16 protein-coding genes are annotated in these 16,274 nt (G+C 50.2%); 3 read left to right on the plus strand and 13 right to left on the minus strand.

All coding sequences use genetic code 11. The annotated features are described in order from the left end of the window. Positions 1 to 10: 10 nt before the first annotated feature. From FD28_RS01235 to hisS, 6 genes are all read right to left on the minus strand, one after another. Positions 11 to 820 carry an ABC transporter permease gene (locus FD28_RS01235; RefSeq protein WP_057731790.1) on the minus strand — a complete coding sequence of 270 codons (810 nt, stop codon included), beginning with the start codon at positions 818 to 820 and terminating at the stop codon, positions 11 to 13. A 34-nt stretch (positions 821 to 854) separates the two neighbouring features. After that, positions 855 to 1,967 carry a CDP-glycerol glycerophosphotransferase family protein gene (locus FD28_RS01240; protein ID WP_083478079.1) on the minus strand — a complete coding sequence of 371 codons (1,113 nt, stop codon included), beginning with the start codon at positions 1,965 to 1,967 and terminating at the stop codon, positions 855 to 857. A 376-nt stretch (positions 1,968 to 2,343) separates the two neighbouring features. Then, positions 2,344 to 3,219, minus strand: coding sequence for a YitT family protein (locus FD28_RS01245; RefSeq protein ID WP_057731792.1), 876 nt, complete (start codon positions 3,217 to 3,219; stop codon positions 2,344 to 2,346). Positions 3,220 to 3,332: 113 nt separating this feature from the next. Beyond that, a complete protein-coding gene (msrA, locus tag FD28_RS01250) occupies positions 3,333 to 3,863 on the minus strand; it encodes a peptide-methionine (S)-S-oxide reductase MsrA (RefSeq protein WP_057731934.1) in 531 nt (176 codons plus the stop codon). A 147-nt stretch (positions 3,864 to 4,010) separates the two neighbouring features. Beyond that, positions 4,011 to 5,813 (minus strand): aspartate--tRNA ligase, encoded by a 1,803-nt coding sequence (gene aspS, locus FD28_RS01255; RefSeq protein ID WP_057731794.1) that lies wholly within the window; start codon positions 5,811 to 5,813, stop codon positions 4,011 to 4,013. 12 nt (positions 5,814 to 5,825) lie between these two features. After that, a complete protein-coding gene (gene hisS, locus FD28_RS01260; protein ID WP_057731796.1) occupies positions 5,826 to 7,121 on the minus strand; it encodes a histidine--tRNA ligase in 1,296 nt (431 codons plus the stop codon). Between the two features lie 418 nt (positions 7,122 to 7,539). On the opposite strand from hisS, the gene FD28_RS01270 reads away from it, so the two are divergent. Together FD28_RS01270 and FD28_RS01275 are read left to right on the plus strand one after the other, a co-directional pair. Then, complete coding sequence (locus tag FD28_RS01270) at positions 7,540 to 8,391, plus strand: N-acetylmuramoyl-L-alanine amidase family protein (protein ID WP_057731800.1); 852 nt, start codon at positions 7,540 to 7,542, stop codon at positions 8,389 to 8,391. A 24-nt stretch (positions 8,392 to 8,415) separates the two neighbouring features. Beyond that, a complete protein-coding gene (locus tag FD28_RS01275) occupies positions 8,416 to 9,258 on the plus strand; it encodes a fructosamine kinase family protein (RefSeq protein ID WP_057731801.1) in 843 nt (280 codons plus the stop codon). Between the two features lie 292 nt (positions 9,259 to 9,550). Here FD28_RS01275 and FD28_RS01280 read toward each other — a convergent pair whose 3' ends face one another. The 7 genes from FD28_RS01280 to FD28_RS01310 form a co-directional block, all read right to left on the minus strand. Continuing rightward, on the minus strand, positions 9,551 to 10,192 hold the full coding sequence (locus FD28_RS01280; RefSeq protein WP_057731803.1) for an HAD-IA family hydrolase: 642 nt from the start codon (positions 10,190 to 10,192) through the stop codon (positions 9,551 to 9,553). A gap of 25 nt (positions 10,193 to 10,217) precedes the next feature. Continuing rightward, the gene (gene dtd, locus FD28_RS01285; protein ID WP_057731806.1) at positions 10,218 to 10,664 is read right to left on the minus strand and encodes a D-aminoacyl-tRNA deacylase; all 447 of its coding nucleotides are present in this window, start codon (positions 10,662 to 10,664) and stop codon (positions 10,218 to 10,220) included. A 107-nt stretch (positions 10,665 to 10,771) separates the two neighbouring features. After that, positions 10,772 to 13,003: a RelA/SpoT family protein gene (locus FD28_RS01290; RefSeq protein ID WP_057731808.1), complete on the minus strand. Its 2,232-nt coding sequence runs from the start codon at positions 13,001 to 13,003 to the stop codon at positions 10,772 to 10,774. A gap of 28 nt (positions 13,004 to 13,031) precedes the next feature. Further along, positions 13,032 to 13,367: a hypothetical protein gene (locus tag FD28_RS01295; RefSeq protein ID WP_057731810.1), complete on the minus strand. Its 336-nt coding sequence runs from the start codon at positions 13,365 to 13,367 to the stop codon at positions 13,032 to 13,034. Between the two features lie 67 nt (positions 13,368 to 13,434). Then, on the minus strand, positions 13,435 to 14,187 hold the full coding sequence (locus FD28_RS01300) for a 16S rRNA (uracil(1498)-N(3))-methyltransferase (protein WP_057731812.1): 753 nt from the start codon (positions 14,185 to 14,187) through the stop codon (positions 13,435 to 13,437). Positions 14,188 to 14,189: 2 nt separating this feature from the next. Beyond that, on the minus strand, positions 14,190 to 15,140 hold the full coding sequence (gene prmA / locus FD28_RS01305) for a 50S ribosomal protein L11 methyltransferase (protein ID WP_057731814.1): 951 nt from the start codon (positions 15,138 to 15,140) through the stop codon (positions 14,190 to 14,192). A 99-nt stretch (positions 15,141 to 15,239) separates the two neighbouring features. Beyond that, positions 15,240 to 15,557 (minus strand): hypothetical protein, encoded by a 318-nt coding sequence (locus tag FD28_RS01310; protein WP_020088552.1) that lies wholly within the window; start codon positions 15,555 to 15,557, stop codon positions 15,240 to 15,242. 429 nt (positions 15,558 to 15,986) lie between these two features. Between FD28_RS01310 and FD28_RS01315 the strand changes: the two genes are divergently transcribed. Continuing rightward, positions 15,987 to 16,235 carry a hypothetical protein gene (locus tag FD28_RS01315; protein WP_057731816.1) on the plus strand — a complete coding sequence of 83 codons (249 nt, stop codon included), beginning with the start codon at positions 15,987 to 15,989 and terminating at the stop codon, positions 16,233 to 16,235. Positions 16,236 to 16,274 lie beyond the last annotated feature (39 nt).

A 16,274-nucleotide genomic window follows, 5' to 3' on the forward strand; every position in this document is an offset into this window, starting at 1 on the left:
CCCCTTTCAATTAGATTAAATCAACAAAGCGTGACCGGAACTTATAGTGCAAGTGGGAACCCACTAACAGTAAGAAGAACACGAATAGCCAGAATTCTAGCGTCAGCATTGGCTTATCCCAGAACCAGCCGGTCCCCAAGAAGGATTCCCGGAAGCCCGCAACGATGTAGTAGTACGGGTTCAGTTCGAGCAAGTGAATGAATGGCGTTGGGAATGATGGCGTCACGAAGTTAAACAGCACACCGGACACGTAGAATAACATCCGCATTACAGACTGTAAGAGAATGTGATAATCCCGCACCAGCACACTGATACAAGAGTTAAAGATACCCAAGGCAACCAGTAAGCAGATCATCGCAAAGAAGTAATAGATCCACTGGAACCAAGCGACCTTAGGATAAACCCCGTTCAACAGACCGATAAAGATGGTGAAAACCATCATCGTCCAGAAGGAACTCAGGTTGCTGACGATCTTAATCGTCGGTAATGCTGAGACTGGGAACTTCATCTTCGCCACCATGTTGACCCGTTGGTAGATGCTCTTAGAACCATCCAACGTGGCCCGGTTCATGAAGAACCAAGGTGAAATCCCGATCACCATCCAAGGGAGGTAGCCGACACCGCTAATGGGTTGGCCGTGCTTTAACCCCACACCGAAGACTAACCAGTAAATACCGATTTGAATCAACGGGTATAAGTACTCCCACATTAAACCTAAGTAATGACTTTGATAACTTGCTTGATCTTCGTAGCGTGAAATCCGAAAAATGATTCCGATGCTCGAGACCTGTTCTTTGAATAAGGTCATGACCTCTTTCAAGGCACTGCACTCCTTTAAATTGTAATCGCTGGTGCTAATCTAGCAACGCAGCATAACGGTCAACGACCCGCTGTGTGGCCGCCCCATCATTGGCGGAATTCCACCGTTGGTTAAACTGAGTTAAATCAGTTGGGGCGTCAGCTCTGATGGCCGCCGCCAACTGTTCAGTCGTCTTAATGATCGGCCCTGGTAACCACTCTTCTAAATCCGGTTGAACGCCCGGATCACGCCGGTAATCATCCCAATCGAATAAGAAGAAGAGTAAGCTATGGGCATTGGGCACCAAGCTGTAGTCGAAAGCGACAGACGAGTAGTCCGTGACCACCGTTTCCGCCACGTTCAACAGATCCATTGTGCTGATATGCTCAGTCACCACCACCTGTTGTCCCAGTTGCGCCTGTAAGTGTTGCGCACTGTCCTTTAGCGCCGGATGGACCTTCACCACGACTTTAGCCGTCGGATCAGCGGTCAGTGCCGCTGCCAAACCAGCTGGTGGCGTGAAGGTCACCCCTTCGCGATAAGTCGGTGCGTACAGGATAACCCGATGACCGACCAGCTCGGGAGCGGCCTCCGCAACAGCTTCGCGAGACAACTGTTGCCACTTGGGATCCGCATACCGATCCGAACGCGGATAGCCCAACACCTGCATCCGTGTCTCGGGAACCCGATAACTGCGGGCGAAGACCCGGCCCATTGCGGGTGAACCCACGACGAATTCATCAAAGTGGTCATATACCGCCTGGAATCGTCGTTGGTCACTCGCTGAACGTTGCGCCGTGGTGGGATCATCCCAGCCAAAACGCTTGATGGCCCCCGCCGCATGCCAAACCTGCACGATGCGCATGCGCTTGGGGTGAACCAAGCCACCCAGAAACGCATAGTAATTGTCGCAAAACAGGACCCGCGCACGCATAATCTGTGGAATGCCCTTCAGGACAAACTGTAGATTATCGTGAAACGGCCGCACATCAATCCCGGACCGCGCTAGACGCTGCGCCGCCCGTTCCTGTTGCGGTCGGTAAAACACAACTAACGGTCGATCGACCGGTGATGCCTGAGCCAATGCTCGAATGAACGCGAGGTTATCGCCAAAGCTCATCAAGTAAACAAACTGACGTTGCTGACGCCCAGCGTTCAAACGTGACATGAGCCGAATTAACCATAAATAAATATCTTTCACGCTATCACCAATATCACTTATTTTCGCTGTCCATAACACCGAGAATTATACCACATCTCCACCGGGAACCTAGAGAAATTTAAGAAGCTTTAAGAAACAGCAACCAAATTTGTGAGTAATCTTGACATCATTAGACTAATTTTATAACAACAGCTGGCCCGGACTGCTGATTTACCCGCCATTTGCTAGCTTGCCCGATTATCTAACGCCCAAATTTTCAAAAAATGTTGAGACTGATTCCGCCAAATTTTCGTTAGTAATCTATAGACGGGTTAATTTAGGCAAAGACCGCCCTTGTCCAAAATAAATACAGCGGTGAGGTTTACCCCCAACGCTGCACAGGCTACCACTTTGGTTCGTAGAAATGTCCCAACACCTTGATCGTATCCGAAATGCTCACAAAGGCGTGTGGATCGGCCTCTTCCATTGCCATTTCCAGTTCATCCATCTCATAACGTGTAATCACCGTAAACAGAATCGTTTTTTCATCGTGGTGATACGCACCCTCTGCCCCGTGGACAATGGTGATCCCACGACGCATGTGATTTTGGATGCTGTCAATCACCGTCTTCGGGCGATCGGTAATGACCATGACCTGCATCCGCTGTTGACGCGTAAACGTCATATCGATGACCTTCGCATTGACGAAGAGTCCCAGCGCGGAATACAGCGCATATGGCCAGCCGTAGACGAAACCGGCACTAATCACAATTAGACTGTTAAAGGCAATATTGATGGTTCCCATGCTCCGGCCCGTCTTACGCCGCAACACGATTCCGATGATATCCAGTCCACCGGTTGAGATCCCATTTTTAAGCGCGAATCCCGTTCCGAAACCATTGACCGCGCCCCCAAAGATTGCACAGATAATGGGGTCACTAGTCAAATGCACGGGTTGAATCACCCGAATCATCACTGACGCGAACAGAACACAGATAAACGTAAAAACGGTAAATGACTTGCCAATTTGCTTCCAGGCCAAGACAAACATGGGAATGTTAATCAGAAACAGCCCCAGGGCTGTTGAAATATGAAACGTTCCCAACCCTGCCGTCAAACTGTTGACTAACTGAGCTAACCCAGTCACACCGGAAGAATAAATATGTCCCGGCGTCCAGAAAAAGTTCACCGCAATCGACACCAAAACACCGTAGAAGAACGCCACGGAGAATTTCGCCGTATAGGTATGCCGTTTTAACAACTGCTGCACATCATCCATGATTTAAACCCCAACCTCGCTTACTTTCTTTTGCCATATTTCACACTATGCTCGGCTTAGTATAGCATTTATCCGGGGTCTCGGCCACGGCAATGCGCATCTTTTAGCGACTTCTAATGATTCTGCCAATGCTGGTCAATGAAGGCAGAACGGCCGCCCGCTTCCTCTTCAGCAAAACGATCGGCATGTTTCTTGTAGAACTGCTGATGGCGTTCCTCGGCGACAAAGAAGGGTTGCACGACTTGAATCCGCGTCACAATAGGCTTATCGAACTGTTCACGTTCCTGCAAGGCCTGTTTAGATGCCTGAGCTGTCGCTGCCTGAGCCGCACTATTTACGAAGATAACGGGCCGATAATTCGTTCCCCGATCCTGAAATTGCCCCGCATCATCGGTCGGATCGGTTTGTTGCCAGTATAAGGTAACTAACTGTTCATACGTCACGACGCTGGGATCGAACCAGATCTTAACGGCCTCGGTATGGCCCGTTGTTTGACTCTTCACCTGCTCATAGGTGGGATCGGTCACCGTTCCCCCGGTATAACCCGACAGCACCCGCACAATCCCGGGAAACGTGTCAAAGGGCCGCACCATACACCAGAAGCAACCGCCAGCAAATGTTGCTGTTTCAATTCGTTCACTCATCATAATCACTCCATTTTCTAATGATTCCATTAAACGGCTTTTCGGCCACGGCGTCAAGGTCACCATGCACGCAAAAATGAGGCTAGAACATGTTTCCTAGCCTCATTCCGCCAAACCTATATTATTGAAACGCGTGCCCAAGGCCGATTAGTCTTGGTCCGTCTCTTCTTTTTTAGCAATCAACAGGTCCAAGTCAAGCAATTGCTTGTCCGCAACCGTCGTTGGTGCTTCGGTCATAGGTTCCGTAGCCTTCGAGTTCTTAGGGAAGGCAATCACGTCACGAATGTTATCGCGCTTTGCCAGCAACCGGGCGAAACGATCCAACCCGATAGCCAGACCACCATGAGGCGGGAACCCGTAATCTAAGGCTTTCAAGAGGAAGCCAAATTGCTTTTCAGCACGTTCTGGGGTAAAGCCTAAGGCCTTCAACATCTTCATCTGCAGCTCACGAGTGTGAATCCGGATAGATCCCCCACCAAGTTCCAAACCGTTTAAGATGATGTCGTAACTCTGGGCGTAGGCCTTGTGTGGGTCTTCACCGTCATTAAGATAGTGGGCATCCCCTTCAGCAGGCATCGTGAATGGATGGTGTGCTGGGACCCAACGCTTCAGATCAACATCGTAGTCAAACAATGGCCAGTTCACAATCCATAAGAAGGCCCACTTGTTTTGGTCGATCATGTCTTGTTCCTTAGCGATGGCGACACGGAGGTAGCCTAACGTTTGCGCAACGACACGCTTGGAGTCGGCAGCGAACAGTAACAAGTCGCCACTCTTGGCCCCCGTCTTTTCGGTAATTTGAGCGAACCAGTCGCCGTCCTTAAAGAACTTCGCGATTGGACCACTGAAACCATCATCGGTAACCTTCATCCAAGCCAAGCCCTTAGCACCGAAGCGTTCGATGTATTGACCGTACTTGTCAATGTCCTTGCGGCTGTACTTGTCAGCACCACCAGGAACGGCGATGGCCTTAACTTGGCCACCATTAGCGACAGCACCGGAGAACACCTTGAAATCAGTGTTGGTCATGATGTCAGACAAGTCCTTTAATTCCATACCGAAACGCACATCGGGTTGGTCGGTCCCAAAGCGGGCCATGGAATCATCCCAGTCCATCCGTTCGAATGGCAACTTAACGTCAACGTTTAAGGTATCCTTCATGACCTTAGCAATCAAACCTTCAGTGAGGTCTTGAATTTCTTCAGCCGTTAAGAAGGACGTTTCCAAGTCAATCTGGGTAAATTCAGGTTGACGGTCACCACGCAAGTCTTCGTCACGGAAGCAACGAGCGATTTGGTAGTAACGGTCGAAGCCAGAGCCCATCAACAATTGCTTGAACAATTGTGGAGATTGTGGCAACGCGTAGAAATGACCAGGATAAATCCGTGAAGGAACCAGGTAATCCCGAGCCCCTTCTGGTGTTGACTTGGTCAAGTCTGGGGTTTCAATGTCAATGAACCCATTCTTATCAAAGTAACTGTGAACGGATTGCACAATCCGGTTACGCAGCATTAATGACTTTTGCATTTCTGGCCGGCGTAAATCTAGGTACCGGTACTGAAGACGCAGGTCATCGGAAGCATTCACGCCATCTTTAATTTCGAATGGCAGTTCCTTGGACTTGTTCAGAAGATTGATGCCCGTAACCCGGACTTCAACTTTCCCAGTCCGCATGTCTGGATTGATTTCCTTAGGCGTCCGTGCAACGACCTTCCCTTGGATCTCAATGACATATTCGCTCCGCAGTTGATCGGCAACGGCTAAGGCGTCTTTGTCATATTCTTCACTGAAGACCAATTGAACGATGCCTTCGCGGTCGCGAAGGTCAACAAAGATCAAGCTACCCAGGTCACGGCGTTTTTGCACCCAACCCTTTAAAACAACGGTTTGGTCAAGATATTGTTCGTTAACTAAACCGGCATACGTGGTCCGTTTTAAATTCTTTTCCATGCTTATCCCCTCTTATTTTGCCGTAAACTTGGTGTTTACAACGTTTTGGAAATCTTGGTAGACGTCAGCCAGTGGTACGCTGACTTCTTCACCGGTTTCCATGGATTTTAAATTAGCCGTTTGATTGGCTAACTCTTGGTCACCAATGGTTAACGTGTACTTAGCAGCAAGGCGGTTGGCCGTCTTGAATTGGGCTTTCGGCTTGCGGGCCAAGTAGTCACGATCAGCGGTCAGACCAGCTTGACGAATGGCCTGAACCAACTTGAGTGTTTCTAAGGAGGTGTCATCCCCGATCCCCACCACGTAAACATCGAGTGGGTGATCGTTAGGAATCGTCACCTTTTCGGCTTGCATCAACAGAACCAAGCGTTCAACACCGAGGCCGAAACCAACCCCTGGCATTTCTGGACCACCGAGTTCCTCGACCAAACCATTGTACCGGCCACCGGCTAAGACCGTCGTGTAGCCCTCACCCAATGCAGGTGAATCGGCCATGATTTCAAAGATGGTGTGGTTGTAGTAATCCAACCCCCGCACCATAGTGGCATCAACGTCATAAGTGATGCCCAGGGCGTCCAGACTGGCCTTGACCCGGTCAAAGTGAGCCGTGGCGTCTGGCGTTAAGAAATCGAGGATCGAAGGTGCATCGGCAACGATCTCTTGATCGTGCTTGTCCTTGCTGTCAAGGACCCGCAATGGATTCTTGTGCAGCCGAACCTTGGAATCATCACTCAGTTCATCAAAGTGGGGTTCCAAGAAGTCAATTAGGGCTTGCCGATAAGCATCGCGGCTTTCCTTATCCCCCAGCGTATTCAGGGCTAAGCGCAAGTGCTTAAGGCCTAACTTGCCTAATAAGTTCATCCCTAGGGCAATGACTTCAACGTCCAATTCAGGCGCGTCACTCCCAAAGGCTTCAACCCCGATTTGGTGGAATTGCCGTTGCCGACCGGATTGTGGCCGTTCGTAACGGAACATTGGCCCCATGTAGTAAACCTTGTAAGGCTTGTTGGTTTCGGGACCGTAAAGCTTGTTTTCAACAAAGGCCCGAACAACCCCAGCCGTTCCTTCAGGCCGCAGGGATAAATGCCGATCCCCCTTGTCCTTAAAGTCGTACATTTCCTTCGTCACGATGTCAGAGGTATCCCCGGAAGTTCGTGAGAAGACTTCGAAGTTTTCGAACATAGGTGTCCGAATCTCTTCAAAGCGATAATTAGCAAACAACTGGCGCGCGGTGGCTTCGACGAATTGCCAGGTCTGTGAATCGCCTGGTAAGATGTCGGCCGTACCCTTTGGTCGTTGATAACGCATGAGCATTCTCCCTTTCTACGCCTGCAACGAAACTTAAACACGAGTGGCCCGTAACGATCACGGTCGATACCTCAACCCTGTATCAGAGCATAAAAAACGCCCCTGTCAATTGACAAGGGCGCAGGTATGCACGGTACCACCTTTTTAAAGTTCTCTGCAGGATAACGTTGCAAACGAATGACGCAAGCGCCATTAGCCTCAAAAGCGTCTTCGGGGTCACACCGTCAACCGCTCCCAGCAACGCGGTCTCTCTTAAAACGGGCTTTCCCTTACTATTCTCTCTCATTGGCAATCTATTTTATTCTTCCTAAGCTTACTGAAAGTGCTGTGAAAAGTCAAGGCATCGCTCATGAAATTTAAAGGTACTGAAAACCATTCGTGGTATAATTGAAACTAATTTGATGAAGGAGAACTCAGCATGCATTTTAAACCACGCAACTGGCCCGGAATCGTTACCGGACTGGCGATCCTCTTAATTGCGGGAGGGCTACTTTTTAGTTTCACGCGCAACAATTCCGTGACCGCTACCGTCAGCAATCTTAACCTACGGGACGGCCCCGGCTTGACTTATAAGGTCACCCATAAAGTCAAACAAAATAGCCAACTAACCATCCTGAATGAAAAGAACAACTGGTACCACGTTCGCGACAGTCAAAACCACTTCGGTTGGGTGGCGAGCTGGTTAGTCGATCACCCCGGAAACCTCAAAAAGGTCACCAACCTTTCGGAAGCCACGATCGTCCTGGACCCTGGTCACGGGGGTAGCGACTCCGGTGCCCTCTCGATCGATCAGAACCATGACGAAAAGACGTACACTCTGGCCATGGCAAAACAGGTGGCTAAGCAGTTACGGGCACGGGGCACCCACGTCATTATGACACGGGACAGTGATAAAAGTGTGAGTCTAGCGGATCGACCGGCCCTGGCCAATACGGACCAGGCCAGTGCCTTCATCAGCTTTCACTTTGACTCCTCACCAACTAATAATCTTGCCTCTGGAACCACTACCTACTACTATCACCAAGAAACGTCTTATAAGTTAGCCGAAGCGATCAACGGCGAAATGAACGATCTCCCCCTCACTAATCGGGGTATCAAGTACGGAAACTTCGAAGTGATCCGGGACAATAGCCGCCCATCACTGCTTCTCGAAATGGGCTATATCAATACCAAGAAGGACTTTAAGTATATCAGCAGCCCGCAGTACCAAAAGCAGGTGGCTACTCGCGTGGTTAAGGGCCTCAGTGCCTATTTCAGCGCGCAATCTTAACTTTTATGGAAAGAAGATCTTCACATGCAACTCACATCGGCTTGGTACAATCAGCTGCCCTTACCGCAGATTACGGCCGTTCAACCCGTTTCCGGTGGGGACATCAATCAGGCCTTTCGTTTAGAAACGGTAGAAGGCCCTTACTTCTTATTAGTTCAACCCGGAAAACCGGCGAGTTTCTATACCCATGAGGTCGCCGGTCTTCAGGCACTCGGTCAAGCGGTCAATGTTCCCGAAGTGATCGCCACGGGCGAGATTGACCAGGACGCCTACCTGGTTCTAGAATTTCTGGAAACCGGTCACGGCAGCCAGTACGAACTGGGTCAGGCTGTTGCCCGGGTCCACCGCGTCACGGCTCCACGTTTCGGCTTTGATCAGGATAACCTGGTGGCCAAACTGCCTAAGCACAATACGTGGCAGGATGACTGGTCGACCTTTTATTTGAAGCAGCGGCTCGATCCGCTCGTCGCACGGGCTCAAACGCACCATCTATGGAATGATTCACGGCAAGCCGCCTATGACCGCGTTCACCAAGCGATCCTGACCGAAAATCAACACCGGCCGATCCAACCCTCGCTGTTACACGGTGATCTCTGGGCGGGCAACTACCTGTTTACGGCCGAGGGTGTACCTACTCTGATCGATCCCGATGTGCTCTACGGTGATCGTGAATTCGACTTGGCCATGACCACCATCTTCGGCGGCTTCACCGCTGATTTTTATCGGGGTTATCAGGACGTCTACCCACTAGCCGATGGGTACACGACACGCTTACCACACTACCAACTCTATTACCTCTTGGCGCACCTGAATTTGTTCGGTGAAACTTATGGGGAAGCCGTAGATCAAACACTGGCGCGCGGCTAAGTCACCTCTAATCACACGCAATCGAAAAAGGGTTCTGGCTCATGGTTGACCATGAGCTGGAGCCCTTTTATCGTAGAATTTAATTGCTATATGCAAAAATTGATAAATCAAGATATTGTAGGATGCATTTTTGAAATTGATAGACCAAATTTGTTTTCAAAACGTGCTTACGATGTGGCAATTCGACTCGTCAAAATCGTCTGAATTTGGGCCACCACGAGCCAGAATAATTGTCACTAACAATAAGCGCCTTATCAGCAATAACTCGCCTAATATGGCGTGTGTCATTCAGTTATTCCGCCAGCCACGCCTGCAAATCCGCCAGCCGGGTGACCCGCACCTCGGGTTGACTCTCATCGACAATCAGGTGTTCCGGGTCAAACAAGGCCCCGGCCATGCCCGCACGGTGACCGGCCGCCACATCCAAATTACGGTCACCGATCATGATTGCCTCCGACTTGACCACATCGTATTTCTGACAGAGGGCCAACAAACTGGTCGGATCAGGCTTTCGTGGAAAGTCATCATCCTTGGTGACATAGCCGCTGAAGAACTGATCGAGTCCTAATGCAGCCAACCGGTCCAAGGCCCGATGATCGCGGTGAGTCAGTAGAAAATTACGGCCACCCGCGGCCGTTACCTGCGCCAATAGTTCGGCGGCACCGGGAAATGCCTGGGTCTCATCGAGCAGAGGCGCCGCCAATCGCTCATAAATCTTCGTCAACCGAGCCCGGTCTACTTGGTATTCCGCCGTAAACCGCTGATAAGCCCGACCCAAACTGTGTTGCCGCATTGACCGATAGATGTCCTCGCTGTCAATTTCAAAGTCGTTAACCCCACAGGCGACAAGTGCCTCGCCAAAGGCCTTGACCATTCCTGGATAGGTATTGACCAGGGTGCCATCAAAATCCCAAAAAAGTTGCTGATAACGCATTGTCATCCTCCTAAAAACGGGTCCGTTATTTGTGATCCGTATCGAACCAAATCGTGACGGGACCATCATTTACCAGCGCCACTTGCATGTCGGCGCCGAACACCCCCGTTTCGACGTGAATTCCGGCCGCCGCTAATTTTTCATTGAGTTCTTCGTATAATTTTTTAGCATGTTGGGGTTCCCCAGCTGCCGTAAAACTAGGACGGTTGCCCTTTTTGGTACTAGCATATAACGTGAATTGGGAGACAGACAGGATGCTGCCAGCCACGTCTGCCAGACTGAGATTCATCTTCCCCGCATCGTCTTCGAAGACCCGCAGTTTACTAATCTTATGCACCAGGTAGTCAACCTCAGCGCTGGTGTCACTGTCCTGAGCCCCCACCAGCAGACAAAATCCCTGTTGAATTTCCCCGTGAACTTGACCGTTAATTGTAACCGAAGCTTCACTCACTTTTTGAAGTAATACCCGCATCGTATTCCCGCCTTTCTGTCGCATACAAATTGTTTGATCACTGGAAAAATTAAATCAATGCGTGAAAAAAGGGCAGCCTAACCGCCCCAATTTTCACGTGTCTCGTTTTAATGGAACGCCCGCTTAACCACATAGACGTCCGGAATGTTCTTAATGTTATCGATGATCCGTTGTAATTCAAACTGATTTCTGGTGCCCACACTGACCGAAATGATTGCCATCCGGTTGTGATCAACCTTGCCGTTAATCGACGTCAGGAACTTGGTATTGTTGTTAATCGTCCGTAAGACATCGTTTAACATGCCATTGCGATTGTAACCCTGGACTTCGATATCGGCATTGTAGTTGGTCTTGTCACCAGCCGTGTTGCCCCACCGAACGGCTACGATTCGTTCACCATTCTCCTCGGCGTGTCTAACGTTGGGGCAGTCCTTGCGATGAACTGAAACCCCACGACCCTTGGTGATGTACCCCACGATGTCGTCGCCAGGAACCGGTGAACAACAGTGACTCAACCGAATCAACAGGTTGTCGACGCCCTCAATGACCACGCCATCGGACTCCTTACCCTTGCGATCCTTCTTATCATTATCGGGATCGTTCTTAATGGTTTGGTGTTCCTCCAGCAGTTCACGTTCTTCTTGCCGCTGACGCTCATTTTCTTCGGCCTGACGGACGCCTTCCGTGAGTCGGTTAGCCACACCACGTGGTTGGATATCACCGAACCCAATGGCCGCCAATAAGTCATCGGCATGCTGGTAGTGCATCTTAGCCGTGACCTTTTCCAAGTTTTCCTTGTTCATCAAGGCCTTAGGCTCGTAGCCCAGCTCGCGGATTGTCCGTTCCACGGCATCTTGCCCCGCCACGATGTTTTGTTCGCGATCGGTTTGCCGGAAGAACTGCTTGATCTTGTTACGAGCTCGCCGCGTTGAGACCAACTTTAACCAGTCACGACTGGGACCAGCGGAACTTGAAGACGTGCGAATATCCACGATATCTCCGTTTTTGATCTCGTAGTTCAACGGCACAATCTTACCGTTAATGGTGGCCCCGGTGGTGTGATGGCCCACCTCGGTATGAATGGCATAGGCCATGTCCAAGGGACCGGCACCCTTAGGGAGTTCGAGGACATCCCCCTTGGGCGTAAAAGCATAGACGTGGTCGCCAAAGAGTTCACCCTTGACACTGTCCATGAAGTCGGAGGCATCATCGGTATCTTCTTGCAATTCAATGATGTGCTTGAAGATATTGAGTTTATCGCCGGAATTGGTCTCTTGAACCTTATCCGTGACCCCTTCCTTGTAAGCCCAGTGCGCGGCAACCCCATATTCAGCGACCGCGTGCATTTCCTTGGTCCGGATCTGCACTTCCAGCGGCCGACCCTCGGGACCAATCACCGTCGTATGCAAAGATTGGTACATGTTGGCCTTAGGCATAGCAATGTAGTCCTTAAACCGACCAGGCATGGGCTTCCATTGCGAGTGAATGGCCCCCAAGACGGCATAACAGTCCTTAATGGTATCGACAATCACCCGAATGGCCAGTAAGTCATAGATTTGGCTAAACTGCTTGTGTTGATCCTTCATCTTCCGGTAAACCGAGTAGATATGCTTGGGCCGACCGTAGATTTCGGAATCCAAATTCAAATCCTTAATTGAGGACTGAATGACCTCGATGGCCCCCGCGATGTACTGCTCCCGTTGATCACGCCGGGAATTCATCAGGTGAACAATGCGGTAGTACTGTTGCGGGTTCAGGTAACGCAGGGAAATGTCTTCCAGTTCCCACTTGATCGTACTAATCCCTAAGCGATCGGCCAGCGGCGCATAAATCTCCAAGGTTTCGTTGGCAATCCGCCGCTGCTTATCGGGCCGCAAGTGCTGCAGCGTCCGCATGTTGTGCAGTCGATCGGCTAATTTCACGATCATGACGCGAATATCCTTGGACATCGCTAAGAGCAGCTTCCGGTGATTTTCCGCCAGTTGTTCTCGGTTAGATTTATACTTAATCTTCCCTAGCTTCGTGACACCGTCCACGATCAAAGCCACGTCATCGCCGAAGAGCTCCCGCACATCACTCAAGGAAACCCCGGTATCCTCCACAATATCGTGCAGGAACCCGGCAGAAACCGTTTCGGGATCCATGTTTAAATCAGCTAGGATTCCCGCCACTTGAATAGGATGCATAATGTAGGGTTCACCAGATTGACGATGCTGGTCTTTGTGGGCAACCGTTGCAAAATGGCAGGCTTTAACCACCATCTCAACGTGTTGCGCATTCATATATTTACCGACTCTGGCAATTACTTCTTCAGCCGTCCAGACACGTTCTTTGGTCATATTGGACGCCACCACCCTTAGTTATAAATTATGATTCGATTGTCTTTTTCGTTTGCGTTAACCCGTACCCCAGATAAGACAGGCACAGATAAACAATAGCAAAGTACCAGGTATACTGAGGCAAAAACAGGTAAGCACCCAGCCAATAGACCAGTGGCCAAATCAACAGCCACCACTCCGGTTGCGTGCGCCGATACATGGCGCGCCCCAAAGCAACCGCTAGGCCCCCGTTGACGATCGCCAGCAATCCGCCAAAGCGCCAGACCGGTCCAATCCCGATCCATGCCACGACCGCGGGAACCACGATGCCCATGATTATACCAACAACCCAGTACCGCCAACCAACTCTCTCCAAAAATGCCATTCAGCATTCACCCAACTCTCTTATAATTGGAACTATTTTAGCATGTTTTCACGGAGATTTCATCAAATCATCTCGGTTGTTGGAGCTCCAGGACCATTGAAACGGCAGACAGGAGGTATAATGGCGCCGTTTCCGTCCGTAAAATCCGTGGCCCTAACCCGACCAAAGTCGTCTGCGCAGCCTGTGCGGCAGCAACTTCGGCGGGACTAATTCCACCCTCGGGGCCAAAGATCGTCAGCAGACGTTGTCCAGGCGTCAAGGCCTGTAGTTGCTGATTTAAGGCACTTTGTTCGCCCTGCTTAGCTGATTCTTCATAAGCCATCAACCGGACGTCTACGGGCTCCTGTAGGACCGCAGCGAGATTGGCTGCATACTGGACAATGGGGCGTCGGAGTCGGTGAGACTGTTCCGCCGCACCGTGGGCAATTTTCGTTAGGCGTTTGAGCTTCTTATCTACCTTATTACCCTGCCACTTGGCCACGGACCAGTCGCCACCAAAGAAAATAATGCGGTCAACGCCCAGTTCCGTGGCTTTCTGTGTAATCCATTCCGCTTTCTCCTGTTTTGGTAACCCACAGGCAATAGTAACGTGCACGGGCAGCTCCACCTTGGGCGTTGGCACTGCCGTCAGCGTCACCGTAGCCTCATCGGCCGTGACCTGGGAGAGCTCACCGTGAAACAGCTGGGCCGTCTCATCGACGAATTCAGCCGTGGCCCCAGTTTCGGCCCGCAGAACCGTTATCCAGTGGTGATAGATCACGTCGGTTAGGCGGACCTGATCACCGTCTTGATGCGTTTCTTCTAAGAAATACCGCTGCATGCCTATTCGTCCTCCGTTGGCTTATGGGCGATGACACCACGCCAATCCTTCATTTGCAGGATGTTATCAATAATAAAGCCTTGTTTCTTTTGCGCCGCCACGACTTCATCCAACTTGTCCGCGATGATCCCAGAGGTCAGGAAGTAGCCGCCTTCGGTGAGGTTTTCCCACGCTTGGGGAACTAATGGCAAGATGATCTCGGCTAAAATGTTCGCTACCACTAAGTTAACGGGATGATGGATGCCCTTGAGCAGGTCATTGGGCTTTGCCAAAACGTCTTGCGCCACGGGATTCAAGTCGAGATTGGTCTTGGCAGAGCGCACGGCGACTTCATCGAGGTCAAAGGCTGTGATGTCCTTAACACCCATGTACTTCGCCGCAATACTTAAGACACCCGAACCAGTTCCGACATCGTACATGGATTCGCCCCCACGGACGACCATTTCCAAAGCAGTCATAGATAAACGCGTGGTTGGATGAGTCCCGGTACCAAACGCCATGCCGGGGTCTAAGCGGATAACGTTCTCGCCGGCCTGAACGGGTTGGTAGTTTTCCCAACTCGGCGTCACGGTTAGATAGCGCGTTACCCGGACTGGATGGTAATACTTCTGCCAAGCTGTGGCCCAACTCTCATCGTCAACGGCCTTGGTGGTCACCGTTCCGGGTTGGGGATCGAGACCGAACTGGCTGAGTTCGGCGACGCGTTGCTTAATCGTTGGCAGAATTTCGGGAACAAAAATGGTTTCGGGATAGTACGCCGTAATCAGCGCGCCACTGGTCCGGTGTGGAATCGTTTTTAAGTCCACGATTTCTCCGAACTTGCCGGCTTTTAGGTTGGCGTAGTCGGCCGCGTCGTCGATCTTCACGCCACTCGCGCCGGCCTCCTGTAAAATGTTGCTGACCGCTTCAACGGCCTCATTGGTAGTTAAGACACTTACTTCGGTCCATTCCATGACTTGTTTCCTCCTTAATTTATGTAAAAAAGAGCTGGAGACAACAATCTTGTCACCAGCTCACCGCTAAACATTTAAGAAATTGACGAAGACGGCCGCCTAGACCTTCTCGGTTTTGGACGGGTGGTCAGCGTTTTTTTGCTTTCGCTGGGCAAGACGTGTTTCCAGATAATCCAACATGTCCGCCTCATTTTGGAATACGCGGGGATGCTTCTGTTTATGCAGGCGCAAATCAATCTCGTTAATTCGCTGACGCCCGGTCCACGTATGCCCATAACGAATGATTACCCGGTTATTGAGCGAATCTTTTCCGAATTTGAAGACGTAGACGCTCTCTGGCGCCATCAACGGCCGAATATACGATTTTTCATAACGATAGTTGTTCTGCCGCAAAAACTCTTTGGTTCGACTCAGCATGGTAATCACCTCCTATACAATGACAATCTACTCGGTTCTCAAACATTTTAAGGCCACTTCGGTTGTCTAACCCACTTTAAAATGTATCAATAATTGATAATAGTTGATTTCACGCCGGATTGCAAGTAAAAAGTCTACTCGGCGTAACATTTGCGGTGCTTGATTTCACTTCGGCATTCACTATTTTGTAAACACTTACATTATACTATGATTTACGTTTTATTGAAACCTTTAATGCAAACAAACGCCGTCATTAAAGCATTCTTAAATTTCGATAATCTTGAAAGAACGTTTTAACCACAACATTGTGACAGAATCCCCAATATTTTTGCTTAAACTAGTCGCCTAAGTAGCCTATGATAGAAATGAATAAGTAACTCCGTTTTTGACTTAAGTTCAATTCTCTCATCCTATTAAGGAGTGCATATAATGCTACTTTTACTGCTAATTCTACTTGGCCTATTCACCTACAAACTATTCAGCAGTTGGATCTGGTGGCTTCTTCCTATAATTATCATCATTGACCTCGGCCTATGGGTCAGTCACCACTTGGTTCTGATCGCGGTGATTATCGCGATCAGCTTAGTCCTGTATGACAGAATCGTTTACCAAGGGACACACCATCATCGCTGGTTCTCTCCGTCTTCTTCGACACGTCCTAAGCACATGAAGCCCTAGCGATGCCGCGCAATTTTCACGTCACTCAGTTTGACGGCT

This window comes from Levilactobacillus hammesii DSM 16381, from assembly GCF_001434395.1.
Classification (GTDB): Bacteria; Bacillota; Bacilli; order Lactobacillales; family Lactobacillaceae; genus Levilactobacillus; species Levilactobacillus hammesii.

Bases quoted from the DNA above. Each gene is read 5' to 3' on its own strand.
- FD28_RS01240 (WP_083478079.1), bottom strand. From the start codon at position 1,967: ATGTCACGTTTGAACGCTGGGCGTCAGCAACGTCAGTTTGTTTACTTG.
- FD28_RS01245 (WP_057731792.1), bottom strand. From the start codon at position 3,219: ATGGATGATGTGCAGCAGTTGTTAAAACGGCATACCTATACGGCGAAA.
- msrA (WP_057731934.1), bottom strand. From the start codon at position 3,863: ATGAGTGAACGAATTGAAACAGCAACATTTGCTGGCGGTTGCTTCTGG.
- aspS (WP_057731794.1), bottom strand. From the start codon at position 5,813: ATGGAAAAGAATTTAAAACGGACCACGTATGCCGGTTTAGTTAACGAA.
- hisS (WP_057731796.1), bottom strand. From the start codon at position 7,121: ATGCGTTATCAACGACCAAAGGGTACGGCCGACATCTTACCAGGCGAT.
- FD28_RS01270 (WP_057731800.1), top strand. From the start codon at position 7,540: ATGCATTTTAAACCACGCAACTGGCCCGGAATCGTTACCGGACTGGCG.
- FD28_RS01275 (WP_057731801.1), top strand. From the start codon at position 8,416: ATGCAACTCACATCGGCTTGGTACAATCAGCTGCCCTTACCGCAGATT.
- FD28_RS01280 (WP_057731803.1), bottom strand. From the start codon at position 10,192: ATGCGTTATCAGCAACTTTTTTGGGATTTTGATGGCACCCTGGTCAAT.
- dtd (WP_057731806.1), bottom strand. From the start codon at position 10,664: ATGCGGGTATTACTTCAAAAAGTGAGTGAAGCTTCGGTTACAATTAAC.
- FD28_RS01290 (WP_057731808.1), bottom strand. From the start codon at position 13,003: ATGACCAAAGAACGTGTCTGGACGGCTGAAGAAGTAATTGCCAGAGTC.
- FD28_RS01295 (WP_057731810.1), bottom strand. From the start codon at position 13,367: ATGGCATTTTTGGAGAGAGTTGGTTGGCGGTACTGGGTTGTTGGTATA.
- FD28_RS01300 (WP_057731812.1), bottom strand. From the start codon at position 14,187: ATGCAGCGGTATTTCTTAGAAGAAACGCATCAAGACGGTGATCAGGTC.
- prmA (WP_057731814.1), bottom strand. From the start codon at position 15,140: ATGGAATGGACCGAAGTAAGTGTCTTAACTACCAATGAGGCCGTTGAA.
- FD28_RS01310 (WP_020088552.1), bottom strand. From the start codon at position 15,557: ATGCTGAGTCGAACCAAAGAGTTTTTGCGGCAGAACAACTATCGTTAT.
- FD28_RS01315 (WP_057731816.1), top strand. From the start codon at position 15,987: ATGCTACTTTTACTGCTAATTCTACTTGGCCTATTCACCTACAAACTA.